The organism is Streptomyces sp. NPDC008238 (genome assembly GCF_042956445.1).
Lineage (GTDB): Bacteria > Actinomycetota > Actinomycetes > Streptomycetales > Streptomycetaceae > Actinacidiphila.
In genome coordinates this window covers 1-22,287 of record NZ_JBIBGK010000035.1, presented here as the reverse complement: position 1 = coordinate 22,287, position 22,287 = coordinate 1, and the positions used below count along the sequence as shown (strand labels likewise).

The following is a 22,287-nucleotide window of genomic DNA, read 5'->3' as shown; positions in this document are numbered from 1 at the left end:
TGCTAGCTCCCTCGGTATACGGAGTAGCCGAACGGGTTGAGCAGCAGCGGTACGTGGTAGTGCTCGCCCGGCTCGACGGCGAAGACGATCGCCACCTCCGGGAAGAAGGCTCCGCTGTCCCCGGTGCGGGGGGCGTCCTGCTGGTCCTCGGCTCGACTGCGGTGGTCGGTGCCCTGACGGGTGAGGTAGGGCTCGGTGGCGAACTCCAGCCGTACGTGGGTCGTGCCCGCCGGCGGGTCGGGCAGGTCCTTGCAGCGGCCGTCGGCGTCGGTCCAGGAGGTGCCGTGCGGCGCCCAGGGGGCCGCGCTCCCGGCGCGCACCTCCAGGGTGACGGCGACGCCGCGCGCGGGGCGGCCGGCGCTGGTGTCCAGGACGTGGGTGGACACGGAGGTCATGAGGGGTCCTCCTGCGGGGTCGCGACGAGCCGGGTGAGCCGTACGCGGTTGATCCTCCCCAGTTCGGTGCGGACGACCTCGCGCTCGGTGCCCGCGTCGTTGCCGATGCGCTCCTGGAGCGCGGCCAGCATCTGGTCGCCGGTCCTCCCGGTGGCGCAGATGAGGAAGACGTGGCCGTGCCGCTCCTGGTAGGCGAGGTTCAGGGCGAGCAGTTCCGCGCGCTGGGTGTCCCGTACCCCGCTCTGTTCGCGGGCGGACACCGGGTCGCCGGGCCGGGGCCGGCCGATCGGCGGATGGCCCGCGATCGCCTCGGCCAGGTCGTCGGGGCCGAGGCGGGCCGTCGCGGCGTCGGAGGCGGCGAGCAGCGCGTCGAGGGTGTCGTACGGGCGGGCCGCCGTGACGGCGGCACCCCAGGAGCGGCTCGCGCAGACCTCGTGCAGCAGCGCTGCCGCCTCCGGTCCGCCGGCGGCGTTGAACCGGGCCAGGCCCGGGGATGGGCTGGAAGTCACAAGGGCACGCTAGGAGCGTCCACCACACGACGTCAACAGTTTGTTGAAAAGTCGCGGCCCACGACGCCCGGACGGCCGCCGCCACCAGCCTCTCCGCGCGCGGACCGTGCGCCGGCCCGCGGGCCGGGGGCTACCGGCCTTCCTTCGCCGCGTTCTCCCTGTTGAGGTAGTTGTAGACGGTGAAGCGGCTCACGCCGAGCGCCGAGGCGACCGTCTCCACGCCGTGGCGCACCGAGAAGGCGCCGCGCTCCTCCAGGATGCGGACGACCGTCTGCTTCTCCTTGCGCCCCAGCTCCGACAGCGCCTTGCCGTGGCGGCGCTCGAGGTCGGCCAGGATGTGGTCGAGCGAGTCCGCGAGGTGCGGCAGCCGTACGGCGACGACCTCCGCACCCTCCCAGCTGAGCACGACGTCGTCACCGCGCGCCTCGCCCGGCGGCACCAGTTCGGCGCCCATGGCGTCGGCGAGCGGCTTGATCGCCGCACGGAGCGGGTGCTCGACCGGCTCGCTCACCGGTCCGCCTCACCCACGACGTTGACCTGCAGCGACACTCGGGTCGCACCGGCCTGGAGGGTGCGCCGCAGCAGATCGCCGACCACCGCGACCACCTGCTCCGTACCACCCTCGGCCGAGTTGCCGAAGGGCCCGACGTCGACGGCGTCCAGCCCGGCCGTCTCCAGGACCTCGCGGCCCACCACGGCGTGCCGCGGGGGCTCGTCCAGGTCGAAGGGCTCGGTGGTGAATTCGAGTCTCAAGCGCACGCCCCTCAACCTAGCTGGTCAGCGGCTTTCCGGGACATCCCTCTTGACAGCCGCCGTCCGGCTCCGGGAGTCTTCCGTTAAGTAGAAACTAGTTTCCGTATTACGGAAGGGCGCATGTGATGGGCTTCGACTCCACGCGCTTCGATGTGAATCTCTCGATCCTCTTCACCGAACTCCCGCTCCTGGAGCGCCCCGCGGCGGCCGCCGCGGCCGGCTTCTCCGCGGTCGAGCTGTGGTGGCCGTGGACTCGGATGCCGACCCCTCCGCAGTCGGAACTCGACGCCCTGCGCGACGCGTTGCAGGAGGCCGGCACCCAATTGGTGGGCCTGAACTTCTACGCGGGCGAGCTCCCCGGCCCCGACCGCGGCGCCCTGTCCCTGCCGGGCGAGGAGTCCGCCCGCTTCCGCGCCAACATCGACGTCGCCGCCGACTTCGCCCGCTCGGTGGGCTGCACGGCCCTCAACGCGCTGTACGGCAACCGGGTGGACGGCGTGAGCCCCGAGGCGCAGGACGAACTCGCCCTGGAGAACCTGGTCCGGGCCGCGCACGCGGCCGACCGGGTCGGCGCGGTCCTGCTGGTCGAGGCCCTCAACGCGCCGGAGTCGCCGCGCTATCCGCTGGTGAGCGCGGCCGCCGCGGTCGAGGTGGTCGACAAGGTCAACGCCGAGACGGGGCTGGGCAACGCCCGGTTCCTGCTCGACCTCTACCACCTGTCGATGAACGGCGAGGACCTGCCCGCCGTGATCGACGCCTACGCGGACCGCACCGGTCACGTCCAGATCGCCGACGACCCCGGCCGGGGCGCCCCCGGCACGGGCTCCCTGCCGCTGGCCGCCCTCCTGGGCCGGCTGCGCGACGCGGGCTACGACGGCTTCGTCGGCCTGGAGTACAAGCCGGGTCCCGAGGGCAGCGCCGCGTCCTTCGGCTGGCTCGCCGACGCCGACAAGTAATCCGGAGAGGACATCATGACCAGCACACTTCCCACGGTCGCGTGGATCGGCCTCGGCATCATGGGCTCCCCCATGTCGGAGAACCTGATCAAGGCCGGGTACTCCGTCACCGGCCACACGCTGGAGCAGGACAAGCTCGACCGCCTGGCCGCGGCCGGCGGCACGCCCGCGGCCTCGATCGCCGAGGCCGTGAAGGACGCCGACGTCGTCGTCACCATGGTCCCGGCCTCCCCCCAGGTGGAGGCCGTCGCCTACGGCGAGGACGGCATCCTGGCGAACGCCCGGCCGGGCACGCTCCTGATCGACATGTCCTCGATCACCCCGCAGACCTCGGTCGACCTCGCGAAGGCCGCGGCCGCCAAGGGCATCCGGGTCCTGGACGCCCCCGTCTCGGGCGGCGAGGCCGGCGCCGTGGAGGCGGTGCTGTCCATCATGGTGGGCGGCGAGCAGGCCGACTTCGACGAGGCGCGGCCCCTGTTCGACGCCCTCGGCAAGACCGTCGTCCTGTGCGGGCCGCACGGCGCCGGGCAGACCGTCAAGGCGGCCAACCAGCTGATCGTCGCGGTGAACATCCAGGCGTGCGCCGAGGCCGTGGTCTTCCTGGAGAAGTCCGGTGTCGACCTCCCCGCGGCCCTGGAGGTGCTCAACGGCGGCCTCGCCGGTTCCACGGTGCTGACCCGCAAGAAGCAGAACTTCCTCGACCGCGCGTACGCCCCGGGCTTCCGCATCGACCTGCACCACAAGGACATGGGCATCGTCACCGACGCCGCCCGCAACGTCGGCGCCGCCCTGCCCGTCGGCTCGGTGGTGGCGAACCTCGTCGCCTCCCTGCGGGCGCAGGGCGACGGCGGCCTGGACCACTCCGCCCTGCTGCGCGGTGTGGAGCGGCTGTCCGGCCTGCCGGCCGGCGGCTGACCCCGACTTCCGGGCGGCGGCGCCCCGACACGTCCCGTCGCGCCCGACGGGGCGCCGCCGCCCGGAACCACGAACGTCCGCGCCGCCGAGAACTTCTGAGGGGTAGGTCGAGGCGGCGCGGACCGGGCCCCGCCCGGGGACCCGTACCGCGGCCGGGCCGGACGCGGACCGGGTGCCCGGGCGGTGGTGCGTGCCCGCGGAGACCGGGGACGGCAAGACGGGTGCGCGACGGGCTCCGCTTGCGGGACCATGGAGGGCAGGACCGTTCCGGCGAGCACCGCCGTCCCGCCGCGCCGCCCGCAACGCCGTACCGTCGTACCGCCCAGGAGTCGCGAACCATGGCAGAGAGCGTGCCCGTGCGCTGTCCGGCCTGCCGCCGGGAGCACGCCTACACCGCACCCACCTTCCCCTGCGCCTGCGGCACGCCGCTGGCCCTGCCGATCCTGCGCGGCGGCGTCCCGCTGCAGATCCGCCACCGGTCGTGGGACGACTCCTGGGTGGCCATGCGCTGCCCGGACTGCGGACGCGACGACCAGTGGCCGCAGCCCGAACTGGGCTGCGACTGCGGGGCGGTGGTCCGGCTGCCGGTGGACACCCGGGCGCTGCGGGTGCCCGAGCGGCGCCCGGTCCCCCCGCTGCGGCAGGACGGCCCGGGGGCCTCCGCGCCGACGTCCCGGCCGCCGTTCCGGCCGGTGACCATCCGTACCGCCAGGGACGCGGTCACCGCCGCCGCGCAGTACCTGAAGTGGCTCGGCTTCGGGGGGGTGCGCACCGCGGGGGACCGCACGGCGAACGGCATCGACCTGCGCGGCGACGGGGTCGTGGCCCAGGTCGACCCGACGACCCGGCCGACGCCGCTGCGGGACGTGGAGACCCTCTGGCTCAACTGCCTCAACGAGGACTCCACCGGGGCCTTCTTCTCCCTGGCGGGCTACGCCCACGAGGCGCGGCTGCGCGCGGACCGGCTGGGTGTGCCGCTCTTCGTCATGGACCTCACCGGCACGCCCCAGCCGGTCAACGACGCCGCCGACGTACTGATCAGGACGGGCCCGCACGCCACGCCCTGAGCCGGGACGAGCTCAGGGCCGCCCTTCACCGTCCGTGGTCACTCGGGTCGCGCGACCGCCGCTCCCGGGGGAGTATCGAGAGGTTCCCCTCCGTACGGCACCCCAGGACTACGTCAAGGACGCAGCGATGTCTACGGCCCTTCTGAAGCGCAAGCTCGACAAATCCTTCCGCCGTCTGGACACGGACGGCAACGGGTACGCCGAGCGCGCCGACTTCCAGGACGTCGGCGCGCGGCTGATCCACGGCTTCGGCATGTCCCCCACCTCACCCAAGGGCAAGGCGGTGGCGGTGCGGCTGGACGCCGTCTGGGCGGAGCTGGCGGCGTACGCCGACAGAGACCGCGACGGGCGGCTGTCCTCCGCGGAGTACCACCACGGGATGACCAAGGCCTTCATCGAGGGACCCGCCTTCGACCCGGTCTTCCATCCGGCGGCCGAGGCCGTCGCCCTCCTGTGCGACACCGACGGCGACGGACACGTCGTGCGCGGGGAGTTCGAGGTCCTGCAGCGGGCCTTCAACACCCCGCTGACCGACATCGCCGCCGCCTTCAACCGCATCGACACCGACGGCGACGGCTGTGTGAGCACGGCCGAACTGGTGGTGGCCATCCGCGCCTACTACATCGGCACCGACCCCGAGGCCCCCGGCAACTGGCTGTTCGGGCCGCTCTGAGCCTGCTGTCCCGGGACCCGCCGCGGTTCCCGGGTCGACCGCGCGTGGAGTCCGGCCGCCGCGCCCGGGAGGTCAGGACGCGGCGGCCGGTGGCACGTCGGGCGAGCCGGTCTCAGGAGCCCGCGAGCGGGATGATCTCGGTGGGCGCGTGGCCGGGTTCGGTGGCCAGTTCCTCGAACTCCACCACGTTGCCGATGTCGTTGGTGACGCTCATGGCGATGTTGGTGACCCGTTCCAGGATCGCCTCGACGACCACCGGCACCCGGTACTCGGCCGCGAGCTTCTTCGCCTGCTCGAAGGCGGCACCGAGCCCGGCCGGGTCGGTGACCCGGATCGCCTTGCAGCCCAGGCCCTCGGCGACCTTGACGTGGTCGACGCCGTAGGCGCCCAGCTCGGGCGAGTTGACGTTCTCGAACTCCAGGTTGACCTCGAAGTCGATGTCGAAGGCCCGCTGCGCCTGGCGGATGAGGCCCAGGTAGGCGTTGTTCACCAGGACGTGGACGTACGGGATCCGGTGCTGCGCGCCGACCGCGAGCTCCTCGATCATGAACTGGAAGTCGTAGTCGCCCGACAGGGCCACCACCGGAGTCGACGGGTCGGCCTTCGCCACGCCCAGGGCCGCCGGCACGGTCCAGCCGAGGGGCCCGGCCTGTCCGCAGTTGATCCAGTGCCGCGGCCGGTAGACGTGCAGCATCTGCGCGCCCGCGATCTGGGACAGGCCGATCGTGGTGACGTACCGGGTGTCGGGGCCGAAGGCGCGGTTCATCTCCTCGTACACGCGCTGGGGCTTCATCGGGATGTCGTCGAAGTGCGTACGGCGGTGCAGGGTCGCCTTGCGCTCCCGGGCGGAGGCCGCCCACGCGGAGCGGTCGGGCAGTTCGCCGGCGGCCCTCAGCTCCTCGGCCACTTCGACGAACAGCTCGAGCGCGGCGCCGGCGTCGGAGGCGATCCCGTAGTCGGGGGCGAAGATCTTGCCGATCTGGGTGGGCTCGATGTCGACGTGCACGAAGGTGCGGCCCTTGGTGTAGACGTCGATCCGGCCGGTGTGGCGGTTGGCCCAGCGGTTGCCGATGCCGAGGACGAAGTCCGACTCCAGGAAGGTCGCGTTGCCGTAGCGGTGCGAGGTCTGCAGGCCGACCATGCCCGCGTTGAGGTCGTGGTCGTCCGGAATGGCGCCCCAGCCCATCAGGGTCGGCACCACCGGGGTGCCGGTCAGCTCGGCGAACTCCACCAGCAGGCCGGCCGCGTCGGCGTTGATCACCCCGCCGCCCGCCACGATCAGCGGCCGCTCGGCAGCGGTCATCATGGCGAGCGCCTTCTCGATCTGACGGCGGGTGGCGGCCGGCTTCCACACCGGCAGCGGCTCGTACGTCTCGGGGTCGAACTCGATCTCGGTCAGCTGGACGTCGACCGGCAGGTCGATCAGGACCGGGCCGGGACGGCCGGAGCGCATCAGGTGGAACGCCTTCTGGAAGACCCCGGGGACCTGGGCCGCCTCCAGGACGGTGGTGGCCGCCTTGGTCACGGGCGCGGCGATGGACGCGATGTCCACGGCCTGGAAGTCCTCCTTGTGGATCACGGCGGTGGGCGCCTGACCGGTGATGCAGAGGATCGGGATCGAGTCGCCGGTGGCCGAGTAGAGGCCCGTGATCATGTCGGTGCCGGCCGGACCCGAGGTGCCGATGCAGACGCCGATGTTGCCGGGGGCGGTACGGGTGTAGCCCTCGGCCATGTGGGAGGCCCCCTCCACGTGCCGGGCCAGCGTGTGCTGGATGCCGCCGGAGGCCTTGAGGGCGGCGTAGAAGGGGTTGATCGCGGCGCCGGGCACGCCGAACGCGGTGTCCACGCCCTCGCGCTTGAGGATCTCCACTGCCGCTCGGGCGGCGGTCATTCGAGGCATTCGGTCACTCCTGCGTCGTCCTGCTGGCCAGGTTGTCGCGCCCGGTGCTCCACACTTCCCCACGACCTTGCGACATTCCACATAGCGGAAGTCTTCTTTTATCATGCGGAACTACTGTGAACATAGGGCGACCCTGGCGCGCGGGTCAAGAAGGAGGTACGAAAGCCGTCCGGGAACGGGGTCGATGGATGTCGGTACCACCCACTAGGGTTCCGCTCGCCCTTCACATCGGCTTCACACGGACCCCAGGTGATCCCCTTGACCACGCCCACGCCCACGCCCACGCCCTCGCCCTCGCAGTCCCAGCCCCCCTCAGGACCCCAACCGCAGCCGCAGGCACCGGCGGTGCCCCCGCCCGCGCGGCCGAGACCCTTGCCGCCGTTCGGGCAGGAGGTGCCGGGCTACGGACGCTCCTGCCTGTTCTGCGGCTCCGTGCCGGCCGTCCAGGCGACCGTCCGCGGCCACCAGGGCATGGTCGTGATGATGCGTTTCCTGAAGGTCCGGGCCCCGTTCTGCCGGCGCTGCGGCATCGCCAAGCACCGCGAGATGGTCTCCAACAGCCTGGTGCAGGGCTGGTGGAGCCCGGCCTCGATGCTGGTCAACCCGCTCACGCTGCTGGTCAACCTGTTCCAGCGCTGGAGGATCAACCGCCTGGCCGAGCCGGTCCCCGGTGCCCCCGGCACGCCCGCCGACCCCGGCCGGCCGATCCTGCTCCGCCCCACCGCCCTGGGCCTGCTGATACCCGTGCTCCTGATCGGCGCGGGGTGGCTGGTGCTCCACGACGACCCCGATTTCGCCGAGGCCGGCAACTGCGTCCACAGCAACGGGCAGACCTTCTACCCGGACGTGAAGGTCGTCGACTGCGGTTCCGCGGAGGCCCAGTACGAGGTCGTCGGCCGCTTCGAGGACACCACCGACACCGGCCGCTGCGACGTCTACCCCCGCACGGTGGCCGCGTTCCTGGCGGAGCACGGCTCGACCAAGTACGTGCTGTGCCTGGCGCGGAACGACAACTCCTGACCGCCGTCCGTGCTTCCTCGCGGACCGGCCGTCAGGCGCGGCTCCACTTCTGGTCGTCCGCGCCGCTGCAGCTCCGCAGCCGCAGCCTGGTGCCGTTGACCGCCGGCGAGTCCTCCGCCTGGACGCACTTGTCGGCCTGGACGTTGACCAGGTCGTGGGCGGCGTTGAGACGGAAGCGCTGGGCACCGGTGCCGTTGCAGTCGACCAGTTGGACGGCCGCGCCGTCCTCCCGCGAACCGTCCACGACGTCCATGCACTTGCCCTGGGAGCGGATGCTGCCGTCGGGCCTGATCCGCCAGGACTGCGCCGCGCCGCCCGTGCAGTCCCACAGCTGCAGCGGTTCGCCCCACGGAATGCTGCCGTCGATGCAGCGGCCCGAGTCGTGGCTGCGGATCGCCGTGCCGAGGGCGGCGGAGTGCGACGGGCCCACGGCGGGACGCTGCGCCGGCACGCCGCTCGCGGCGCCGGAGCCGGCCCCGTCGGTGGCGCTCGAGGTGGCGGCCGGCCCGTCCGGCGAACCGGACTCCGACGGCCGCGGGCTGTTCCCGGCGGACGGCGACCGGCTGCCGTCGGGGCTCGCCGTGTCCGCGCCCGCGCCGGGTGTCGCACCGCCGACGGGGTCCTCGTCCGTGAGGGTGACGGCGGCCGGGCCGCGCTCCTGCGTGCCCGCACCCCGCACGAGGAACGGCACGCAGGCGAGCACGCCCACCGCAAGGCCCGCGCCGACCAGCAGGAGCGGACGCGACCAGCCGCGCCGTCCGGTGGCGGGAGCCGCGGGAGGCGCCTGCGGGACGGCGCCCGCGTCCGCCGCCGGTGCGCGCTCCCGGTCGGGGGCGGGTGCGGAACGGGTGGCGAAGGCGAGGCCGGCGGCGAAGCCGTCCGCGTAGGCGGATTCCGGCTGCGCGGACCCGTCCTGCGGCCCGGGCAGCGCGGCGGCGGCCTGCTTGGCGCGCGGCGTCGACGCGTCGCCGCTCCAGTCCGTGGGGGTCCGGCTGGTGGTGGAGGAGGCGTCGGCGATCGCGGACGTCCTCCGGGTCCGCCGGGGCAGCCCCGCACCGGCGGGGGAGCCCACCGCCGGGCTCTCGCCGGCCGCCGGCGCCGGCTCGTCGGGAGAAGCCGTCATGAAACCTTCCAAACCCAGGATGTGCCGAGTGCAGCCCCGCCGCATGGGCCGGGGCTCGGGCACACCCGTCCCCCGGGGCATCCGCGCCGCGGCGTCCCCCGCAACGGGGCTTCCGCGGCAGCGCAGCTCGCACCCTAGCAACCGCTCCCGGCGGCCGGGACGCACGTCATGGCGGCCCGGTGTCCGCCGGGTGAACGGCCGGTTCCGCGCGGACGGCGGTGTTCCTCAGGAACTGCGGCGGTGGGGCTCCCAGGTACGGCGGACGTCGTTCCACAGGTAGCGGGTGCCGGCGCCCTCGGCACCACCCGTGGTGGCCCAGACGCCCTGCGGGTGGTCGCCGAGGGTGCCCGTCCAGGCGATCTCCAGGCCCACGACCTCCGGGTGGCTCAGGTCGAGTCGCTGGAACTGGGCGACCGCCTCCACCGGAAGCAGCGGATGCACCTGCACCCGGGTCCTGGAGGCCTCGTCCACCAGCCGCAGCACCCCGCCGCCCTCGCGCCGGACCGAGCCGAGCTTCTTCACCGCCGCGACGAAGGCGGCCGCCGTCTGCTCCTCCTCGGTGGTCGCGCGCCGCCGCCAGAAGCCCCGGCCGCCCATGCGCGCCGCGGTCATCTCGCCGAGCTTGGTCCCCATGGCCTGCATGAACGAGCTCAGCAGCACCACCCCGCCCGCGCCGACCACGGCGGACACCAGCTCCGGAATGGCGGACTGGTCACCGCTGCCCGGCCGGACGTCCTCCCAGTGACCCATCCCCGTCGCCCCCATCTCCCGTACGTGTCAGCCGTGTTGCCAGGGTAACGGCGGCGGCTACGGTGGCGTGCGTGATCATCTGGCTCAACGGCACCTTCGGTGCGGGCAAGACCACGACGTGCGCGCACCTGGAACGGCTCGTTCCCGGAGCGCACGTCTTCGACACCGAACAGGTCGGTTTCATGCTGCGGCACACGCTCGCCCGGGCCGTGCCCGTACGGGACTTCCAGGAGTGGCCGCCCTGGCGGGCGCTGACCGTGGCCTCGCTCGCGCAGCTGCACGGCTACCTCGGCGGGACGCTGATCGTGCCGCAGACCGTGCTGGTGGAGGAGTACTGGCGGGAGATCGCGCGGGGGCTGGAGCAGTCCGGGCTGCCCGTACGGCACTTCGTGCTGCACACCGACCCGGCCACCCTCACCCGCAGGATCGAGCAGGACACGGTGGAGACCGGCGCCCGGCAGTGGCGGCTGGACCACCTGGAGGAGTACGCGAAGGCCCTGCCCTGGCTGCGGGCCGCGGCGACGGTGGTCGACACGACCGCCGCGCCCCCGGAGGCGGTGGCGCGGCGGGTCGCGGACCTCACGCGGGCCTGAAGGACTCCCGCAGTTCGACCTTGCGGACCTTGCCGCTGACGGTCATCGGGATGGCGTCCATCAGCCGCAGGTGGCGCGGCACCTTGAAACCTCCTCCATGTGCATCTCAGCGACGACCCGCTTCATCACCTCGACCGGGCAGGGGGAACCCGCCATGATGCCGCTGCGCAGCGAGGAGAGGTCGTACGTCGCGAAGTCCGGCACGTTGAGCTCGGCAATGAACATCGTCGGCACCCCGTACAACGAGGCGCAGCGCTCCTGTTCGACCGCGCGCAGCGTCGCCGCCGGGTTGAAGCCGGGCGCCGGAATAACGATGCAGGCACCGTGCGAGGTGGGCCAGGTTTCCCATTACTATGCCAAATGAGCGGTCCAGCTTTTGGGTACAGTTTTCGATGTGAAGACAACACAGCCTGGCCACATCGTGAAGGCCGACATATACGTCCGAATGAGTAAGGATCTCACGGGCGTGGAGGCTGGCGTCGAGCGCCAGGAAGAGCAGTGCCGCAAGCTCGCCGCCCAACTCGGCTACGAGATCCGGCACGTGTGGGTCGACAACGACCTGAGCGCCACAAAAGAGAGCGTGGTCCGTCCGGACTTCGAGGCACTGCTCGTCAGCGAACCCGAGGCGATCCTCTGCTGGCACACCGACCGGCTGATCCGTGTGACCCGAGACCTGGAGCGCGTGATCTCCCTCGGGGTCAACGTCCACGCGGTCATGGCCGGCAACCTCGACCTGTCCACCCCGGCCGGTCGAGCCGTCGCCCGTACGATCACCGCCTGGGCCACCTACGAAGGCGAGCAGAAGGCCGAGCGGCAGAAGCTGGCCAACCAGCAGGCCGCCCAGGCTGGCCGCCCGTACACCGCGGGCATCCGCCCCTTCGGGTACGCCGACGACTTCATGACGATCATGGAGGAGGAGGCCGAGGCCATCCGCGAGGGCGCCAAGATGGTACTCAACGGCTGGTCCCTGTCGGCCGTCGCCCGGTACTGGACGGAGCTCGATCTCCTGTCTCCTCGCGCTGTCGCAGCAGGCGGAAAGGCGTGGACTCTGCGGGGCGTGAAAAAGGTACTGACGTCTCCGCGGTACATCGGGCAGTCCACCTACCACGGCGAGGTGCTGGGCCAAGGGCAGTGGCCCAGCATTCTCGACGCGAAGTCCCACTACGGCGTGGTGGCCATCCTGAACAACCCGGAGCGGTTCAGCGGGGGTAAGCGGACCGGGCGAACGCCCGACAACCTGCTATCGGGCATCGCATTGTGCGGTGAGTGCGGCGTGGCGGTTGGTGCACGCGGATACCGGGGAGTCCCGGTCTACGGATGCCACCTGGCCCACACCCGGACGCCCCGGAGCATCGCCGATGAGCGGGCGCGCACTGCGACGCTGGCCCGGATGATGTTCCCGGATTTCCTGCCGTCGATCATGGGCCCTGAACAGGGTCAGGACGCCGCGTCATCCGCCCGGCTGCACGCGGAGGCCCAGACGCTTCGCGAGCGGCTCGACGGGCTGGCTACGGCCTTCGCGGAGGGCGCGATCAACCTGTCCCAGATGACCGCGGGTTCGGCTGCCATCCAGAAGAAGCTGGAGACGATCGAGTCGGAGCTGGTGAGCTCGACGGGCCTGCCTCCGTTCGATTCGGAGGCGGGCGTGGATGGGATCATCTCCGGATGGAACAATCTCCCGCTTCCGACGCGGCGAGCGTGGGTGGACTTCTGCCTCGTCGTCACGCTGAACCCTCAGCGAGGCCGACACCTGTCCAGCATGACCGTGGACGACCACCTCACGATCGAGTGGCGTGAGCTACTCGCGTAAGCGGATACGACAAGGCCCTGGCTACCCCCTTTCGGGGGTGCCGGGGCTTTGGTCTGTAGTGGATCAGAGCGACACGCCTGTTGTTGTTGGGGGTTTCGTAGGTGACCGGCATGTACTCGGCAAGGGCCTTCTCCATCTGATCGGCGCTTCGTGGCAACCACGCCCTCGTCCACGGCAAGGACATACAGAGCTGGCCGCAGGACGCCAAGGCCGAGCACGACGAACTCGTTGCCCTGATGGGCCAGTTCGCCATCATCCCCGCAGGCCGGCGCCTGTGGGCGACCGGCGTCCAGGGCCGCCAGTTCCTCTACAACTGCCACGTCGCACCCTGGGGCGACCGCCTGTCCCGGCACTTCGAGTTCACCTTCATGCGCCTGATGGAGGGCGGCGGTGTCGGCGCCAACTACAGCTCGAAGTACCTCGCCAAGTACCGGGCACCGCGCCGGCGCTTGAGATCCACCTCGTGCGCGACCCCGCACACCAGGGAGATCGGCCTCGGCCAGATGCTCGCCTTCCAGGCGACGTACCAGGAGTGCTACGCCGATAACGCTGTAAGCTTCACCGTCAACTTCCCTGAAGGGAAGTACTCGGTCGACGAGGCCGCCGACATCATCAAGGGCTGGCTGCCCGAGCTGAAGGGCACCACCCTGATGCCGGACGGCACCCGCGCCCAGGCCCCGTGCGAGCGGATCACCGCGGAGGAGTTCGCCGAGTACGAGCTGACCTCCGTGGAGGACGGCACCGACGAGGACTGCGCGACCGGCGCCTGCCCCGTCCGGTAGTCCACCACGTGCGCCCCGGTCTCATTGCGAGGCGGGGGCGTCGTCGCGTCCTCCTTGAGGAGCGTGGCAACCGCGATGGCGAAGCCGAGACACGGCACCAGGACAGCGCCAGCGATCTTCGCGCACTCCATCCAGGTCTTGCCGTTGTGACTGAAGATGATCCATGCAAGCTGCGCCAGAATGAGGGACAGCAGGGAACCGAAGAGCAGGATCTCGATCGCGCTCACCAGCTACTCCTATACCTACACGGTGCTGGTGAGAGCTCGACCGCCTCGACCAGTACCTAGCCATCAGGTAACTCCCCGCCTCTGAGGAGTCGTCCAAGGACAACCCCCCATTCGGGGTGGTCGAGATCGTCGAGCCGCAGCCCAAAGGGCCCTAGACCTCAAGGCTGGATTGTCACTACCCCCTCCAGCCAGGGGGATCTTCCCAAGGTCGCGTGCCCCTGCATTGGCACATGGATAGGCCCAAGCGCAGCACACCTCCGGACTGCTGGAGGCGGCGAATGTGGCTGGTCGTTCCCTAACCCGACACAGCCGAGCCCCTACCTCGCCAAATCCGACTGACGGGCCACGGGCTATAAACGGACCATAACACACAGAAGCCCCCCTGCCGAACTGACAAGGAGGCTAGGTGCGTTGAATAGCTACTTTGACGCCTCGTCACCTCACGCATGGATGCCCGCGCTCGGCTCCACCAGCTCATGCGCGCCGGTCTCAGTGCGAGTCGGGGGCGTTGTTGTAGCCACCTTGACGCCGGCGGCGCCGAGGACGACGACCATGCACCCCGCCAGGACCTTGCCGAAGATCTTCAGGCAGTCGCGCCACGGCTCGCCGCCATGGGCATAGATGATCCACACGGCCTCGGCCACGCAGACAGACAGGACGGAACCGAAGATCAGGATGCTGATCGGATTCACCAACAACTCCAAGAACCTACGGTGCTAGTGAGTGCGCCGACGCCTCGACCAGCTACCAGTAGCGAACGGGTAACTTCCCGAGCGCGCGCCTGTCGTACTCCAGCGCGACCCGAATGGTCGAGATCGTCGAGCTTCCAGTCCTTCAGCTCTTAGACCTCACGGCTGGATTGCATCCCCCCAGCCGGGGGTGGCGGCCCTGAACATGCTGTTCCTTGCTTTGGGGGGACTTCCGGACTGCCTGGGAAGGCCGTTGCTGCGATCGATCGGATGGACTCGCAGCATTCCCTGCAATCGCGCAGTGGCACAGCGCAGCCCCCCTGCCGAAATAGCATGGAACTGGCCGCACACCGTATGAGGTGGCCCCCGAGCCGATGACTGTCCGGGTCGGGGGCCTACGTCTGTGCTGTGGGAGTCTGGCCTAGTCCGGCCATGAGCTCTGACCAGGCAAAATCATGTGTCCTAAAGCGGTAAAAGTCTAAGCAGTGGTAGAACGGCACCGGCAGGCAGACCCGGTCCTGCTCGGAGTAGCCCACCAGCTCGCCCACGAAGTAGCCGTTGTTGAGGATGTTGTGGTGGGAGAGGGTCGCGCCCTTGGGGAAGCCCGTGGTGCCCGAGGTGTACTGGATGTTGACCGGGTCGTCGGAGGACAGTTCCGCCGCGCGCTCGGCGAGCCGCTCGTGCGGGACGTGGGTCCCGGCCGCGACGAGGCTGTCCCACGTCGGGTCGCCGATGTACACGACCTCCGAGACCGCGGGGCACTGCCCCCGGACCTGCTCGACCATCGCGCGGTAGTCGCTCGCCTTGAAGGCGGTCGAGGCGACCAGCACCTCGATGCCGGCCTGGTCGAGGACGAACGCCAGCTCGTGGACGCGGTAGGCCGGGTTGATGTTGACCATGATCGCGCCGATGCGGGCGGTGGCGTACTGGACGAGCACCCACTCGGGGCAGTTGACGGCCCAGATGCCCACCCGGTCGCCCTTGCCGACGCCCTTGGCGAGCAGGCCGCGCGCCACGTCGTCGACGGCGGCGCCGAACTCGGCGTACGTCCAGCGGCGGCCGCTGGGCACGTCCACCAGCGCCTCGCGCTCCGGCCAGGCGGCGACCGCCCGGTCCAGGTTGCGGCCGATGGTGTCGCCGAGCAGCGCGGTGGTGCCCGTGCCGCTCGCGTAGGACGGCTCGACGGGGCTCGCGGGGGTGCTCACCGGTGGCCCTCCTCGCGGTACTCGGTGCCGACGGCGCCCTCGGCGGTGCGCCGGCGCAGCTCGATGCGGCGGATCTTGCCGGACACGGTCTTGGGCAGCTCGGCGAACTCGATGCGCCGCACCCGCTTGTAGGGGGCGAGCACGGCCCGCGAGTGGGCGAACAGCGCGGCGGCGGTCTCCGGTCCCGGCTCCCACCCCTCGGCGAGGACGACGTACGCCTTGGGCACGGCCAGCCGCAGCGGGTCGGGCGCCGGGACGACGGCGGCCTCGGCCACGGAATCGTGCTCCAGCAGGGCGCTCTCCAGCTCGAAGGGGGAGATCTTGTAGTCGGAGGCCTTGAAGACGTCGTCGGCGCGCCCGATGTAGGTGATGTAGCCCTCGGCGTCGCGGGAGCCGATGTCGCCGGTGCGGTACCAGCCGCCGGCCATGGCCTCGGCGGTGCGCTCGGGGTCGCCCGCGTAGCCGGTCATCAGGCCCACCGGGCGGGTGGACAGGTCGAGGCAGATCTCCCCCTCGTCGCCGGGCTCGCCGGTGACCGGGTCGACGAGCTCCACGACGTAGCCGGGGCTGGGGCGGCCCATGGAGCCCGGCTTGAGGGGCTGTCCCGGCGCGTTGGAGACCTGGACGGCGGTCTCGGTCTGGCCGAAGCCGTCCCGGACGGTGAGGCCCCAGGCGCGCCGCACGTGCTCGATGACCTCGGGGTTCAGCGGCTCGCCTGCGGCGACGACCTCACGCGGCGGCGTGCGCAGCAGGCCGAGGTCGGCCTGGATCAGCATCCGCCAGACGGTGGGCGGCGCGCAGAAGCTGGTGACGCCGGCCCGGTCCATCTCGGCCATCAGCCGGCCCGCGTCGAAGCGCGTGTAGTTGTGGATGAAGACCGTGGCCTCGGCGTTCCACGGCGCGAAGAGGTTGGACCAGGCGTGCTTGGCCCAGCCGGGCGAGGAGATGTTGAGGTGGACGTCGCCGGGGCGCAGGCCGATCCAGTACATCGTCGCCAGGTGGCCCACCGGGTAGGACAGGTGGGTGTGCTCGACCAGCTTGGGCTTGGCGGTGGTGCCCGAGGTGAAGTACAGCATCAGCGGGTCGTCGCCGCGGGTGTCGCCGTCGGGCGTGAAGTCCGCCGGGGCGTCGTACGCGTCCTCGTAGGCGTGCCAGCCCGCCGGGGCGCCGCCGACGGCGATCCTGGTGTACCCGCCCGGCACCTGCTCGAACTTCTCCGTGTCCGCGGCCCGGACGACCACGTGGCGGGCCCGGCCGCGCTCCACGCGGTCGGTGAGGTCGGCGGGACCGAGCAGCGGGGTGGCCGGGATGACCACGGCCCGCAGCTTCATGGCGGCGAGCGCCGTCTCCCACAGCTCGGTCTGGTTGCCCAGCATGACCACGATCCGGTCGCCGGCGGCCACTCCGAGGGCGCGCAGCCGGTTCGCGACCCGGGAGGAGCGCTCGGACATCGCGGCGAAGGAGACGACGGACTCGGTGCCGTCCTCCTCGACGATGTGCAGGGCGGGCCGGTCGTTGCCGCGGGCGATGGCGTCGAACCAGTCCAGCGCCCAGTTGAAGTGCTCCGGCCGCGGCCAGCGGAAGCCCTCGTACGCCGCCTTGTAGTCCTCGCGGTGGCGCAGCAGGAAGTCCCGGGCCGCCCGGAACTCGTCCGTCCCGCTGGTTGCCGTCATGTGTCCTCCTCGTCGCCGGCCCCCTCGATAGCATCCTGTTGTCAGTGACGAGGCTCTCACTACCCCCGGACGGGGGTGAAGGAGCGGCGAGGGCGTGACGGGATCGGGCGAGGCGGCGGAGCTGCGGGCGGCACTGCTGCGGATGAGGCGCACCAGCGGTCTGCCGGTGGCCTTCGGAGGGCTGCTCCCGGAACCGGGCCGGCTGCGGATCAGCGAGCTGTCCGGCACGGCCACCGCCTCGCTGCAGGGGCTCACCATCGCCACGGGCAACGGCCTGGGCGGCAAGACGATCGCCCTCTCCCGGCCGCTGGCCGTCACCGACTACAGCACGTCCCGGGTGATCAGCCACGAGTACGACGCGGCGGTGGCCGCCGAGGGCCTGCGTTCGGTCCTGGCGGTGCCGGTGGTGGTGCGTCGCCGGGTGCGCGGGGTGCTCTACGGCGCGCTGCGCCGTCCGCTGGCGCTCGGCGACCGTCCGGTCAGCGCCGCGGTGGAGGCGGCGCGCGAGCTGGAACAGCGCCTGGCCGTCCGGGACGAGGCCGACCGCCTGCTGTCCACGTGCCGGCAGCCGACGGCCGGGGACCCGGCGGCCTGGGAGGAGGTCCGCGAGGCACACGGCGAGCTGCGGGCGCTGGCCGGCCGGGTCGCCGATCCGCTGCTGCGGCAGGAACTGCTCGCCGCGTGCGGCCGGCTCGCGGCGGCGACCGGGGCCGCGGGGGGCCGGGACCGCTCCCCCACCGGGCGGGCGGTCGTCGTCTCCTCCCGTGAACTGGACGTCCTGGCGTGCGTGGCCACGGGGGCCACCAACGCCGCTGCCGCCGACCGGCTGGGGCTGCGTCCGGAGACGGTGAAGAGCTATCTGCGCTCGGCCATGCGCAAGCTCGGCGCCCACACCCGGCTGGAGGCCGTCGTCGCCGCGCGCCGCGCCGGCCTGCTCCCCTGATACGCCGGGCCGCACCTTCGAGGCGGCCCGGCCCGGCGTGCGGACCGGGTACGGAACGACCTGCCGGAACGCCGCCGGCCGCGGGGGACGTCGGCGGCGGAACGGCCCCGCCGGCCGCGTCCCGGTACCGCGTTCACCCGCAAAGCACCCTGATCACGGGCAGCAGCGGAAGTACGGACATGCCGTCGTGTTCACCTCGTCCTGGGCCATTTCGGGGTTTGACCGCCGGCGGGATCGGACCGATCATTCGGGGTGTGTCCACCGGCACACACGGGACGGGGGCCGGCCTGACGAACGGTCCGGTGTTCAACAGGCCGCTGCCCCCGCGCATTTCCCGGTCCGCCGCCTCCGCACGACGACAATTCGGCGGCGGCGGTGCATTTCCCCGTACCGGACGTGGGTCGAAGAGCCGCGCTTGTACCCCGCGATTTCCACGGCTCTTTGCATAACATTGTCCCGGACACGACACGAGGGGAGCGGCGACCGTGGAGCAGGTCTTCGACGTGCCGGCCAGACCCCGACCCGACCAGGTGATCGGGCGAGGTGAGGTGCTCGCGCGGGCCCGCGGACACCTCGTCCAGGGGGGCAGCCTGCTGCTGTACGGACCGGCCGGAATCGGGAAGTCCACCGTATTGCGGACACTCGCCGAGGAATACGGCGCCGAGCCCACGGTGCTGCGCTGTTCCGCGACCGAATCCGAATCGCACCTCCCCTTCCTCGCCCTGGTCGATCTGCTCGGCCTGGTCGCCGACCGGGTGTCCGACCGCCTGCCCGCACCGCAGCGGGCCGCGCTGGAATCCGCGCTCACCGGCCGCGGGGAGTCCTCGCTGCAACGGGACGGGCTCGCGCTGCGCCTGGCGGTGCTGTCGGTGCTGCGGGCGCTGGCGGCCGACGGCCCGGTGCTGATCGTCGTGGACGACCTGCAGTGGATGGACCCCGCCAGCGCCGAACTGCTCGCCTTCGCGGCCCGCCGGGTCGCCGAGCTGCCGGTGCGGGTGCTCGGCGCCGTACGCACCGACTCCGATCCGCAGGACCAGCACGACCGCTACCTGCGCGCCTTCCCCCAGGACGTGCTCACGCTGCGGGTGACGCCGCTGTCCCGGCCGGACGTCTCCGAACTCCTCGACGGGCGCGGGCACACGGGCCTGCCGCGCGCGGTCGTCCGGGACATCCACCGCACCAGCGGCGGCAATCCGCTCTTCGCCCTGGAGCTCGGCCGTGCCCTCGCCGAGAGCCGCACCCCGCCGCGTCCCGGTGAGCCGCTGCCCGTGCCGACCTCGCTGCGCGCCCTGGTCCTCAACCGGCTGGAGATGCTCTCCGCGGAGACCCGCCGCACGCTGCTCATCGCCAGCGCGGGGGCCCGTCCGACCCTCGCCACGCTGCGCAGCGCCGGCCGCGCCAACGCCGAGAGCGAGACGGGGGTGGCGGCCTCCCTCGGCCTGGTGGAGATGGACCACCACGACGGCACCGAACTGGTGCGGTTCGCGCATCCGCTGATCTCCGCGGCGCTGTACGCGGAGGCCACGCCGGAGGACCGGCGCAGCGCGCACGCCGCGCTGGCCGCGGCCGCCGGCGACCCGATCGAGCGGGCCCGGCACCTGGCGCTGGCGACCAGCGGCAAGGACGAACGGGTCGCGGCGAGCCTGTCCGAGGCCGCGGACGAGGCCCGGGCCCGCGGCGCCCCCTCGGTGGCCGCCCAACTCGGCCTGCTGGCCGCCCGGCACACCCCCGAGGACGCGGTGCCCACCGCGGACGAGCGGCGGCTGCGCGCCGCCGAGGACGCACTGACCGCCGCGGAACCCGAACTCGCCCGTGCCACCGCCCGCGAGGTGCTGGCCCACGCCACGATCCCGGCGGACCGGGTGCGGGCGTGGAGCGTGGTGATCGACTCGGTGGGGCAGGCCCTCTCCGAGGTCGACGACGTCTTCCCGCAGGCCCTGGCGGACGCCGGCGACGACCCACGGCTGCAGGGCCTGGTGCGCTACCAGCTCGCCTGGCGGGCCCTGGTGGACGGCCAGATGCACGAGGCGCGCGCCGAGGCCGCCCGCTCGGCGGCGCTCGCCGCGCAGGCCGGTGACCGGCGCACCGAGTTGCTGGCGCTGTCCTTCAAGGCGCTCAACGAGACGACCATGGGCCACCCCGACGCGCCCGCGACCCTTGCCCTGGCCTCCGCGGAACCGCAGGACCCGCACGTGGCCATGAACCACAACGGCCCGGTCTACATCCGCTCCCGCTACCTGCTGATGAAGGATCAGCTCGACGAGGCACGCACCGCGTTGACGTGGCTTGCCGGTGAGGCACGGCAGCGGGGCGCGGTGGAGACCGAGGTCTACTCGGTGCGCAGCCTCGCCGAGATCGAGCTGCGCTCCGGGCGCTGCGGCACGGCGCTCGACCTGGCCCGCGAGAGCCTGCGGCTGGCCGAGGACATCGGCATCGGCGAGGGCTTCGCGCTGCAGATCGCGGCCCTGACCGAGGCGGCCGGCGGCACGGTGGAACGCGCGCTGTCGCTGGCCGGGAACGCGGTGCGACGGGCCGAGGCCGACAGCGACATGCCGTACATGACACGGGCGTTGTACGCGCTCGGGCACGCGCGGCTGGTCGGCGCCGACCCGCAGGGCGCGGTGGACGCGCTGCGCCGGGTGCGCGCGCTGGAACGCGAGATGGGCGTGACGGAGCCCGCGCGCGGCCGCTGGCAGGGCGACCTCGCCGAGGCGCTGGTCCTGACCGGCGCGCTCGGGGAGGCGCGGGAGGTCGTCGACGAGACGCGCCGGCACGCCCTGCGGCTGGGACGGCAGAGCATCCTGGCCGTCCTGGAGCGCGCCGAGGGGATGTTGCTCGCCGCCCGCGGCGACAGCGACGGCGCGGTGGCGGTGCTGACCGGGGCCCGGCAGCGGCTCGCGGCGCTCGGCTACGGCCTGGAGGAGGCCCGCGCCGTCTTCGCGCTGGCCCAGGTCGAGGCGGACCGGCGCAACCGCGGCGCGGCTCGCGCGGCACTGGACGAGGCCGCCCGGCTGTTCCGGCGCTCCAAGGCCCTGCCCTGGCTGGAACTGGTGGGCCCGGCCCCGGCGCCCCCCGCGGCGGCGGCGCCGGAGCTGGACGGGCTGGCCTCGATGGAACGCCAGGTGGCCGCGCTCGTCCTGGAGGGCGCCACCAACCGGGAGATCGCCGCCACGCTCTTCATCAGCGTCAAGACGGTCGAGGCGACCCTGACCCGGGTCTACCGCAAGCTAGGCATCCGCTCGCGCGTCGACATCGTCCGCCTCGCGGCGGGCCGCCGCGCCGGCTGAGCCGCCGGAAGCGCCCCCGGGACCCGGACTCCGCGTCCCCCCTGCCCCACGCCGGCGGGCGGACGCGCCCCCGGCACGCCCACTCAAGCACCCGCCGAACCGGACGGACCGGCCCCGGCAGCACACCGGGCACCCAGACCCGTCCCGGAAAGCGCCACCGACCGCACGGCATCAAGGACCACGGAGGCAACAGCGAACTCACCGCCGGAGAACGCACCCCGCGTCCGCCACGCCCCACACCGGCGGACGGAACCGTCGAGGCAGCCCGGACCGGCCGTGTCGTCGGACCCGCGGACGGCGCGCGGGCTCAGGCGCCCGCCGGAGCCGGACCCCACCACCCAGGACCGCACCCCTCCCCGAGCACGCCACCAGCCGCGAGCCCGCACCACACACCTCCGGGGCGCACATCCTCCGCCGCCCAGCCGGCGCCACAGCCCGCAGACGAACGCGGTCCGGCCCCGGCCCGGGCCCACTGCAGGGTCGGCATCGGCTCGCGGGCGGGCACGGGATGTGACCGAGGGGTTTCCCTACGCAACCGGCTCAGGGGCTTTCCCTCATTGGGGTGCCCGGGCCGCGTCCCTAGCCTGGGTCCCGCACAGAGCAAGCAGGTTGCCCCGTCCCTCGAGTGCACGTGCGCCAACTCGCCCCTCGTCAGCGGTCGCCGGCGAAGACGCCGGCCCGGACCGTGCCGTCACGCGCGGGATGCAGCGCCGCCCCCACCGGCGACCCGTGCGTTCCCCCCACCGGCATCCTGAGGGGCCCGCGTCAGGGCTCACCCCCGCGTGAGGAAGCCCACCGCCGGCCGGGTGCGCGCGCAGGGCCCGGTCCGGACGAACTCCTGACCCGGCGGGTCAGGCCGAGCCGGGGGGGGGGGGGGGGGGGGGGGGGGGGGGGGCCGCCCCCCCCCCCCCCCCCCCCCCCCCCCCGACCGTCTCCTCCAGCGAGGTGCCGGAGTCGGGGTTGGTCACCTTCAGCACCGCGAAGTCGTAGGGGTAGGCGGAACTGGTCTCCGAGGAC

The 22,287-nt window shown here is 72.4% G+C and carries 19 protein-coding genes and 2 pseudogenes; 10 read left to right on the top strand and 11 right to left on the bottom strand.

Annotated elements, in window-relative coordinates; all coding sequences use genetic code 11:
• Positions 1–2: 2 nt before the first annotated feature.
• The 4 genes from uraH to ACFZAU_RS37555 all read right to left on the bottom strand — a co-directional run bounded on the left by uraH (position 3) and on the right by ACFZAU_RS37555 (position 1,663).
• Positions 3–395 carry a hydroxyisourate hydrolase gene (gene uraH / locus ACFZAU_RS37570; RefSeq protein WP_500555933.1) on the bottom strand — a complete coding sequence of 131 codons (393 nt, stop codon included), beginning with the start codon at positions 393–395 and terminating at the stop codon, positions 3–5.
• On the bottom strand, positions 392–904 hold the full coding sequence (gene uraD, locus ACFZAU_RS37565; protein WP_500555932.1) for a 2-oxo-4-hydroxy-4-carboxy-5-ureidoimidazoline decarboxylase: 513 nt from the start codon (positions 902–904) through the stop codon (positions 392–394). The genes uraH and uraD overlap by 4 nt, the downstream gene beginning before the upstream one ends.
• Before the next feature lie 130 nt (positions 905–1,034).
• Positions 1,035–1,415 (bottom strand): helix-turn-helix domain-containing protein, encoded by a 381-nt coding sequence (locus ACFZAU_RS37560; protein WP_499601521.1) that lies wholly within the window; start codon positions 1,413–1,415, stop codon positions 1,035–1,037.
• The gene (locus ACFZAU_RS37555) at positions 1,412–1,663 is read right to left on the bottom strand and encodes a YkoF family thiamine-binding protein (RefSeq protein WP_499601523.1); all 252 of its coding nucleotides are present in this window, start codon (positions 1,661–1,663) and stop codon (positions 1,412–1,414) included. Before ACFZAU_RS37555 ends, ACFZAU_RS37560 begins: the two co-directional genes overlap by 4 nt.
• 119 nt (positions 1,664–1,782) lie before the next feature.
• On the opposite strand from ACFZAU_RS37555, the gene ACFZAU_RS37550 reads away from it, so the two are divergent.
• The 4 genes from ACFZAU_RS37550 (at position 1,783) to ACFZAU_RS37535 (ending at position 5,268) form a co-directional block, all read left to right on the top strand.
• Positions 1,783–2,613, top strand: coding sequence for a TIM barrel protein (locus ACFZAU_RS37550; RefSeq protein ID WP_500555931.1), 831 nt, complete (start codon positions 1,783–1,785; stop codon positions 2,611–2,613).
• A gap of 15 nt (positions 2,614–2,628) precedes the next feature.
• Entirely contained in the window at positions 2,629–3,528 is a 900-nt protein-coding gene (locus ACFZAU_RS37545) for a 2-hydroxy-3-oxopropionate reductase (protein ID WP_500555930.1), read from the top strand.
• A gap of 338 nt (positions 3,529–3,866) precedes the next feature.
• The gene (locus ACFZAU_RS37540) at positions 3,867–4,595 is read left to right on the top strand and encodes a hypothetical protein (RefSeq protein WP_500555929.1); all 729 of its coding nucleotides are present in this window, start codon (positions 3,867–3,869) and stop codon (positions 4,593–4,595) included.
• Between the two features lie 127 nt (positions 4,596–4,722).
• Positions 4,723–5,268: an EF-hand domain-containing protein gene (locus tag ACFZAU_RS37535; RefSeq protein WP_500555928.1), complete on the top strand. Its 546-nt coding sequence runs from the start codon at positions 4,723–4,725 to the stop codon at positions 5,266–5,268.
• A 112-nt stretch (positions 5,269–5,380) separates the two neighbouring features.
• Here ACFZAU_RS37535 and gcl read toward each other — a convergent pair whose 3' ends face one another.
• On the bottom strand, positions 5,381–7,168 hold the full coding sequence (gcl, locus tag ACFZAU_RS37530; RefSeq protein WP_500555927.1) for a glyoxylate carboligase: 1,788 nt from the start codon (positions 7,166–7,168) through the stop codon (positions 5,381–5,383).
• Positions 7,169–7,561: 393 nt separating this feature from the next.
• Between gcl and ACFZAU_RS37525 the strand changes: the two genes are divergently transcribed.
• Positions 7,562–8,188 (top strand): LppU/SCO3897 family protein, encoded by a 627-nt coding sequence (locus ACFZAU_RS37525; RefSeq protein WP_500555926.1) that lies wholly within the window; start codon positions 7,562–7,564, stop codon positions 8,186–8,188.
• A 31-nt stretch (positions 8,189–8,219) separates the two neighbouring features.
• On the opposite strand, the gene ACFZAU_RS37520 is transcribed toward ACFZAU_RS37525, so the two are convergent.
• Positions 8,220–9,311, bottom strand: a complete 1,092-nt coding sequence (locus ACFZAU_RS37520; RefSeq protein WP_500555925.1) for a ricin-type beta-trefoil lectin domain protein — start codon at positions 9,309–9,311, stop codon at positions 8,220–8,222.
• A 225-nt stretch (positions 9,312–9,536) separates the two neighbouring features.
• A complete protein-coding gene (locus ACFZAU_RS37515; protein WP_500460424.1) occupies positions 9,537–10,061 on the bottom strand; it encodes a hypothetical protein in 525 nt (174 codons plus the stop codon).
• Between the two features lie 71 nt (positions 10,062–10,132).
• Between ACFZAU_RS37515 and ACFZAU_RS37510 the strand changes: the two genes are divergently transcribed.
• A complete protein-coding gene (locus tag ACFZAU_RS37510; RefSeq protein WP_500555924.1) occupies positions 10,133–10,654 on the top strand; it encodes an AAA family ATPase in 522 nt (173 codons plus the stop codon).
• Between the two features lie 78 nt (positions 10,655–10,732).
• On the opposite strand, the pseudogene ACFZAU_RS37505 reads toward ACFZAU_RS37510, so the two are convergent.
• Positions 10,733–11,015 (bottom strand): annotated as a pseudogene (locus ACFZAU_RS37505) (AMP-binding protein); the annotation flags it as partial.
• Between the two features lie 33 nt (positions 11,016–11,048).
• Here ACFZAU_RS37505 and ACFZAU_RS37500 point away from each other — a divergent pair.
• Both ACFZAU_RS37500 and ACFZAU_RS37495 read left to right on the top strand, forming a co-directional pair.
• Positions 11,049–12,464 (top strand): recombinase family protein, encoded by a 1,416-nt coding sequence (locus tag ACFZAU_RS37500; protein WP_500555923.1) that lies wholly within the window; start codon positions 11,049–11,051, stop codon positions 12,462–12,464.
• Between the two features lie 236 nt (positions 12,465–12,700).
• Positions 12,701–13,246 carry a hypothetical protein gene (locus ACFZAU_RS37495; protein WP_500555922.1) on the top strand — a complete coding sequence of 182 codons (546 nt, stop codon included), beginning with the start codon at positions 12,701–12,703 and terminating at the stop codon, positions 13,244–13,246.
• A 667-nt stretch (positions 13,247–13,913) separates the two neighbouring features.
• Here ACFZAU_RS37495 and ACFZAU_RS37490 read toward each other — a convergent pair.
• From ACFZAU_RS37490 to ACFZAU_RS37480, 3 genes and pseudogenes are all read right to left on the bottom strand, one after another.
• Positions 13,914–14,177 carry a hypothetical protein gene (locus ACFZAU_RS37490; protein WP_500555921.1) on the bottom strand — a complete coding sequence of 88 codons (264 nt, stop codon included), beginning with the start codon at positions 14,175–14,177 and terminating at the stop codon, positions 13,914–13,916.
• 467 nt (positions 14,178–14,644) lie between these two features.
• Positions 14,645–15,367, bottom strand: a pseudogene (locus ACFZAU_RS37485) (AMP-binding protein); the annotation flags it as partial.
• A complete protein-coding gene (locus ACFZAU_RS37480; protein WP_500555920.1) occupies positions 15,364–17,040 on the bottom strand; it encodes an AMP-binding protein in 1,677 nt (558 codons plus the stop codon). The gene ACFZAU_RS37480 and the pseudogene ACFZAU_RS37485, both read right to left, overlap by 4 nt.
• A 94-nt stretch (positions 17,041–17,134) precedes the next feature.
• Here ACFZAU_RS37480 and ACFZAU_RS37475 point away from each other — a divergent pair, with 94 nt between their 5' ends.
• Both ACFZAU_RS37475 and ACFZAU_RS37470 read left to right on the top strand, forming a co-directional pair.
• Positions 17,135–17,983, top strand: coding sequence for a helix-turn-helix transcriptional regulator (locus ACFZAU_RS37475; protein ID WP_500555919.1), 849 nt, complete (start codon positions 17,135–17,137; stop codon positions 17,981–17,983).
• A 485-nt stretch (positions 17,984–18,468) separates the two neighbouring features.
• Positions 18,469–21,270, top strand: a complete 2,802-nt coding sequence (locus tag ACFZAU_RS37470) for a helix-turn-helix transcriptional regulator (RefSeq protein WP_500555918.1) — start codon at positions 18,469–18,471, stop codon at positions 21,268–21,270.
• Positions 21,271–22,287 lie beyond the last annotated feature (1,017 nt).